At 68.7% G+C, this 5,969-nt stretch carries 5 protein-coding genes; 4 read left to right on the top strand and 1 reads right to left on the bottom strand.

Annotated elements, in window-relative coordinates; translation table 11 throughout:
- Positions 1–162: 162 nt before the first annotated feature.
- Genes ACIGXM_RS37240 through ACIGXM_RS37225 form a run of 4 tightly spaced genes read left to right on the top strand, consistent with a single transcriptional unit; the run spans position 163 to position 4,541 of the window.
- The gene (locus ACIGXM_RS37240) at positions 163–1,227 is read left to right on the top strand and encodes a tyrosine-type recombinase/integrase (RefSeq protein ID WP_396568561.1); all 1,065 of its coding nucleotides are present in this window, start codon (positions 163–165) and stop codon (positions 1,225–1,227) included.
- Entirely contained in the window at positions 1,224–3,566 is a 2,343-nt protein-coding gene (locus ACIGXM_RS37235) for a tyrosine-type recombinase/integrase (RefSeq protein ID WP_396568560.1), read from the top strand. Before ACIGXM_RS37240 ends, ACIGXM_RS37235 begins: the two co-directional genes overlap by 4 nt.
- Before the next feature lie 44 nt (positions 3,567–3,610).
- Complete coding sequence (locus ACIGXM_RS37230) at positions 3,611–4,102, top strand: hypothetical protein (protein ID WP_396568559.1); 492 nt, start codon at positions 3,611–3,613, stop codon at positions 4,100–4,102.
- Positions 4,103–4,127: 25 nt separating this feature from the next.
- Positions 4,128–4,541, top strand: a complete 414-nt coding sequence (locus ACIGXM_RS37225; RefSeq protein ID WP_396568558.1) for a hypothetical protein — start codon at positions 4,128–4,130, stop codon at positions 4,539–4,541.
- Here the strand turns inward: ACIGXM_RS37225 and ACIGXM_RS37220 are convergent.
- Positions 4,472–5,969: ISL3 family transposase (locus ACIGXM_RS37220; RefSeq protein WP_396568557.1), on the bottom strand; the 1,498-nt coding region annotated here is incomplete at its 5' end. The genes ACIGXM_RS37225 and ACIGXM_RS37220 overlap by 70 nt on opposite strands.

Below are 5,969 nucleotides of genomic sequence, written 5' to 3'. Positions count from 1 at the left end.
TGGCCTCATGACGCGAGGAGGACGCGCTTGCGAAGGAGGTCGAAGCCGGCGCGGCCGAACATCTGGCGCTTGATCATTTTTACAGTTACGTGGAATCTGGCCGGGGGTGATCACGTCCCCCTTGGTGCGACCGCGAACTGGGGAGATGCGTTGGGCGGCACGGTGGTGCTGGCGGAGAAGTGGCCCGTGTTGGGACGACATGAGCGGGCAGCGGGCTGGTTGCAGGTGTGGGCGGACCTTGGACGGGCGCCTCGCACGATCGATGCGTACGCCCGGGGGCTGGCCGAGTACCTGCTCGTGTGCGAGCGAGAGGGTGTCGATCCGCTGACGGCGAGTCGGGCTCATATCGGTCTCTTTGTAAGGGAGTTGACTTCGCGGCCCAGTCGCCGGGGTGCGAATGTGGTGTCGATCGACTCGGGGGTGGGGCTGGCGAGCGCGACGATCCAGCAGCGGCTGGTGTCGGTGCGGTTGTTCTACGACTTCCTCATGGAGGAGGGGCTGCGCGAGTCCAATCCGGTGGGACGCGGCCGCTACACGCCAGGCCGCCGGCAGTCCGGGCAGCAGCGCGGCCTGGTGCCCCGGCTGACGAAGCTGCCGTGGATCCCCAGCGAACAGCAGTGGCTGGACATTCTGGAGGTCGCGCGGGACGAGCCGATCCGCAACCGGGTGATGCTGGCGCTGGCCTACGACGCCGCGCTGCGGCGCGAGGAGCTGTGCTCGCTGCGGACCGATGACCTCGACCCGGCCCACCGGACGCTGCGGGTGCGGGCGGAGACGACGAAGAACCGGCTGGAGCGTGTGGTGCCGTACTCGGCGTCGACCGGGGTGCTGCTGTCGGGCTACCTCACCCACCGGTCCTCCCTGAGCAGGGCGCGCGGACCACTGTTCCTGTCGGAGTCCCGGCGCAACCACGCCCAGCCGCTGAGCCTGTGGACGTGGTCGAAGGTGGTACGCCGGATTGCTCTGGAGGCTGGTGTCCCGCGGTTCTCCACGCACACCACGCGGCATCTGTGCCTGACCGATCTGGCTCGGATGGGCTGGGAGTTACACACCATCGCCACCTTCGCCGGCCACCGCAACACCGACTCGACGCTCCAGTACATCCACCTGTCCGGCCGGGACCTGGCCGAGAAGCTCAGCCGCGGCATGGAGCACATCCACGCCTGGCGGATCAATATGCTCACCGGCGCGAACACCCCGGTGACCACGGAGGAGGTGGTCCAGTGACGGCTCTGACGTCCGCAGCAGTCATCGGCGACGGTGACCCGGGCCGCTGGGTCCCGCCAGTCGACCCGCTCCACTTTGACACCGAGATCACGCTCCGGCCTTCGGAGGAGCGGGCCATCCGCGAGCTCGGCATGGACAACCTGCGGCGACTGCGCCGCCACGACCCCTCGGCGCACGGATGGAGCACGATCAAGCGGCTACTGCGGCCACTCGACACGGTCACCGCCGGGCTCGACTCGCCGCCCACCACACACCGGCGCCGGGCCATGGACGACGCCGCCGCCGTGCTGCTGCTGCGATCCGCACAGGTCGGCCGGTCCTACTGGGGCTGGACCGTCGAGGAGTGGACGCAGGTGATCGGCCAGGACCAGAAAGGCTTCCGCCACAGCGCCCCGGCCTGGGCCGACGATGCCGTGCGTCCCTACCTGTCCGCACACGCCTACCTGCTCGGTGGGTTCAACGAGTTCCACCGGCTCGGCAGCTTCAGTCGGCTCACACTCGCCTGGCGAGTCTTCGGACAGGCTCGCGTGAATGGCGAGATCGGCCGCATCCGCGCGGTCCTCGCCGAGTGGGGCTACCAGCTCGGCAGGGACGACGACAAGCTCCTACCGATGGTCACCTGCCAGGTCTTCCTGCTCAACCGCAGCCCCCACGTCGACGACCTCACCACCGCACTCTTCGAGCGGATCCGCCGCGAGAAGCTGATCCCCGACCTGCGTCTCAACACCCTGCACGCTCTCCAGAGGGCGGTGGCCGCCCTCGGGTTCTGCGATCCACCAACCCCCGGCACCGGCCGCCGCACGGCGAAAGCAGCCGGCGGGCCGGAGGCATGGGCCCAGTGGGCCGACCGGTGGCATGCCACCTCGACGCTGACGCCCCGAGTTCGCGGCAACATCCGCTCCAACCTGCTCAAGGTCGGCCGCTGGCTCGACGCCGAAAACCCCGACCTCGCCAGCCCCGCCGCCTGGACCCGGCAGTCCTGCGCTACCTGGATCGCGGCCCTGGACCGGATGAAGGTCGGCGACTTCGTCGAACGCACCGCCAGGCTGAAGGGCCGTGTCGGCAAGCCGCTGGAGGCATCGACCAAGGCCACCCAGCTCGCCGCGCTGCGAACCTTCTTCCGGGACTGCCAGGAGTGGGAATGGCTGCCTCGGCGGTTCGACCCCCAACGCGCGCTGGCCACCCCGCGCAGCATCGCCGCTCTGCTCGGCCCGGACCCGAGGGTGATCGCGGACGAGATCTGGGCCAAGCTGCTGTGGGCCGGACTCAATCTGGAGACCGCTGACCTTCCGCAGAACCGGGCCGGGCTGTTCTATCCGCTGGAGCTGGTCCGCGCGGTCACGCTGACCTGGCTGTTCAGCGGCCAGCGCAGTGACGAGATCGCCCGTCTTCGGCTGGGATGCATCCGCTGGCAGCACGACGGGACGGCCATCGCCGGAGACTCCCAGCAGGTCCTGGCCCGCGACGCGGTTTGCCTGCTCGACGTTCCCACGCACAAGACCGGCACCGCGTTCAGCAAGCCCGTCGACCCGATCCTCGGCCAGGCCATTGACGCCTGGCAGGCCGTCAGGCCCTCCCAGCCTCGCTTCGTCGACCGCAGGACCGCCGAGCAGGTCGACCTGCTGTTCGCCTTCCGGGCCCGTCGAATATCCCCGGCCTACATCAACAACACGGTCATCCCGATGCTCTGCCGCAAGGCCGGCGTGCCGGCCGCCGACGTTCGCGGGAACATCACCAGCCACCGGGCCCGCTCCACGATCGCCAGCCAGCTCTACAACGCCAAGGAACCGATGACCCTGTTCGAGCTGCAAGCCTGGCTCGGACACCGCTCTCCGCAGTCCACGCAGTACTACGCGAAGATCACCCCCAACACCCTCACCAAGGCATACACCGATGCCCAGTATTTCTCCCGCAACGTCCGAACCATCGAGGTCCTCGTCGACCGCGACGCTGTCACCTCCGGCGCCGCCGCGGCCGGGGAGCCCTGGCAGCACTACGACCTCGGCCACGGCTTCTGCAGCTACACCTTCTTCGAGCAGTGCCAGCACCGAATGGCCTGCGCTCGCTGCGATTTCTATGCCCCGAAAGAGTCCACCAAGGCCCAACTCGTCGAAGCCAAAGGCAACTTGCAGAGAATGGCCGCCGCGATCCCGCTCACCGACGACGAACGCGCGGCCGTCGACGACGGCCAGGAAGCACTGGACCGCCTACTCGACCGCCTTGCCGACACTCCGACGCCCGCAGGCCCGACACCACGCGAACTCGACGTCCCGGCCACTGCACGCCTCCTGCCACTCGTCGCCGTCCGGCAAGGCGGCGCAGGCGCGGCACTGCGCTGATATCGAGGTGCGAACCGGCTCAGGAGAGTGCCACAGTCACTGTCGTGACCTTGATGGATGTACTCGTTGACTTCTCCCGCACCGGTCGGATCGGCCCCCTGAGCTGCGGAATGTCCCTGGCTGAGGCTGAAGACCTTCTCGGCCCGGGGCGCCCGCACCCGGCCCACCGCATGAAGGGGCCCGATATCGACGGCTACCCCTACTCCTGGGACGGGCTACAGCTGGTGGTCACTCAGCGGGCCGTCAGCGGAATCTGGATCAACCTCTGGCCCGGTTCGACCACCAAACTTCCGCCGCTCGTCCTGCCTGATTCCGAGTCGTTCGAGGCCACCGTCCTCCGCGAGGAGCTGATCGCCGCCCTCGACGGCGCTGGCTGCCGACATGCGGTCAACAGCACCCTCACCTTCGGCGAGCAGTCGAGCATCCTCACCCAGCCCGCTGACGTCTGCGCGGTCTTCAGCCTGTCCGGGCGGGACAACCACGTGCCGCACCGTGACCGGCACTACCTCGACGTGATGCACAAGCACACGGCTTGAAACCGCCGATCTCACAGAATGATTCATGGCGCGACCGGAGGACACGATGGAGCACTCGCAACACTCTGATTTCGCCGAGCACGCTCGGCGGCTGGTTGAAGCAGCGTCGACGACCCCTTGGCCGCTGCGGGATGGCCGGCAGGTCGTTCCTCAGCAGATCTTGGCCGACCTGGCTGATGTCGCAGCCCGTGCCCCGGTCACGGGTCGGGAGATCGACTACACCCAGACACTGCGCGAAGTTCTCGACGCCCTCGCCACCGGGGACTCCGGCGGCGATCCGGACCTCCACATCCTGGGCCTGATGCTCGCGATGACCAGCATTGACCGGGGCGGTCACACCGCTCAGGCCGACGCCTGCGAGAACGCCCTTCAATACATGGCCAGCCTTCCCGCATGGCACGACGTCAACATCACCTTCGGCCGCAACGACTCTGCTTGACGAAACAGATTCCACAGAATGATCTTGTTGTTGTGGCCTTCGACCGCGCCTGAGCTGTAGTTCAGGGTGAGGCCGGCGACGACTGCGTCGAGGTCCTGCAGGAGACCGTTGGCGAAGCTGCGAAGGGCTGGGACCTGGTCCTGCTGGACGCGGGTGATCCAGTCCTCGAGCTCTCGGCCGCGGCGGTCGTTCATCAGCTCGGCGAAGGCTCTGACGTGCTCGGCGGTGGCAGCCAGCGCCGGGACTCGGGCGAGGACCTCCTTGAGCTGCTGGGCGTCTTCGTCGCGGAGGCGGTCGGGGTGGCGGGTGATCCAGCTGGTCACGTCCCTGACGGAGGGCATTCGGCGTGGCGGGTCCTGGTGCGGGAACACTGCACGAAGTCGCCGGACGTACTCGCGGACGATCTGTTCCTGCCCAGGGAATCCGCGCTGCCGGATCTCCTCGAACAGGCGCCGGGCGATGGTGTGGCCTTCGGCGAACCTCTGGTGGATGTAGGGCTTGTAGGGGTCGAGGATGCTGGTGCGTCCCGTCCAGCGGCCGACGAGCAGTTCCTCGGGGTCCTTCGCGTGGGCCAGGCGGCGGACCGTGCCGCGGGCCAGGTCCAGTCTGCGGGCGATGGCGCGCAGGCTGAACCCGTCGTCCATGAGTGTGTGGACGGCGGCGTGTTGTTCGCGGACCCGGCCGGACAGTCTGCCGGTCCGGCGGGGCTCGGGGCTGACGGACGCCAGGGCGATAGCCGGAGCTGACTCGGCCGGAGTAGCTGGTTCGGGTAGCAGGGCACGGTGCTGGAGCACGGTCTTCTCCACCGCGTCGGCGAGGTTCTGCCACAGGTGGAACCGGTCGGCGACGTGGATCGCGTCCGGGGCGCCGAGCCGGACGGCTTCGGCGTAGGAGGCCGACCGGTCGCGGCAGACGACCTTCACGCCCGGGTGGTCGGCCAGCCAGGAGCGGACGGTTGTGACCGTGCGGTCGGGCAGCAGATCGACTGCGCGGCGGGTCTCGATGTCGACCAGGATCGTTGCGTAGACGTAGCCCTTGCGCAGGGCGAACTCGTCAACGCCCAGAACACGCGGCACCGCGTGCGCCGGATCCGGCAGGGCGCGTATCAGCCGCAGGAGCGTGGAACGGCTCACCGGGACCGCGAAGGTCTCGGCCAAGCGAGAGCCGGCCCGGCCAGCCAGGGCCAGGGCGAGCTGCTGGAGTGCGGCCTGCAAGCCCTGACTCCGGCGTCCGTGACGGAAGGTCAGCCCTGCCGCCTGCTCGACGAACGTGGCCCGGGGGCAAGCTCGTTCACGGCAGCGGAACCGGCGGACCCGTAACTCGGCCACGACCCGGCGCCCGCTGGCCGCGCTGTCGTCCAGCCGCCGGACGTAGCTGCTGTGCACCCGGGTCGAGACGGTTCCGCACGACGGACAGCCCGCCTCGTTG

This window comes from Kitasatospora sp. NPDC052896 (genome assembly GCF_044547075.1).
Lineage (GTDB): Bacteria > Actinomycetota > Actinomycetes > Streptomycetales > Streptomycetaceae > Kitasatospora.
This window is presented reverse-complemented; position numbering and strand designations above follow the sequence as displayed.

Coding starts and splice junctions, on each gene's coding strand:
- ACIGXM_RS37225 (WP_396568558.1), top strand. CDS start 4,128: ATGGCGCGACCGGAGGACACGATGGAGCACTCGCAACACTCTGATTTC.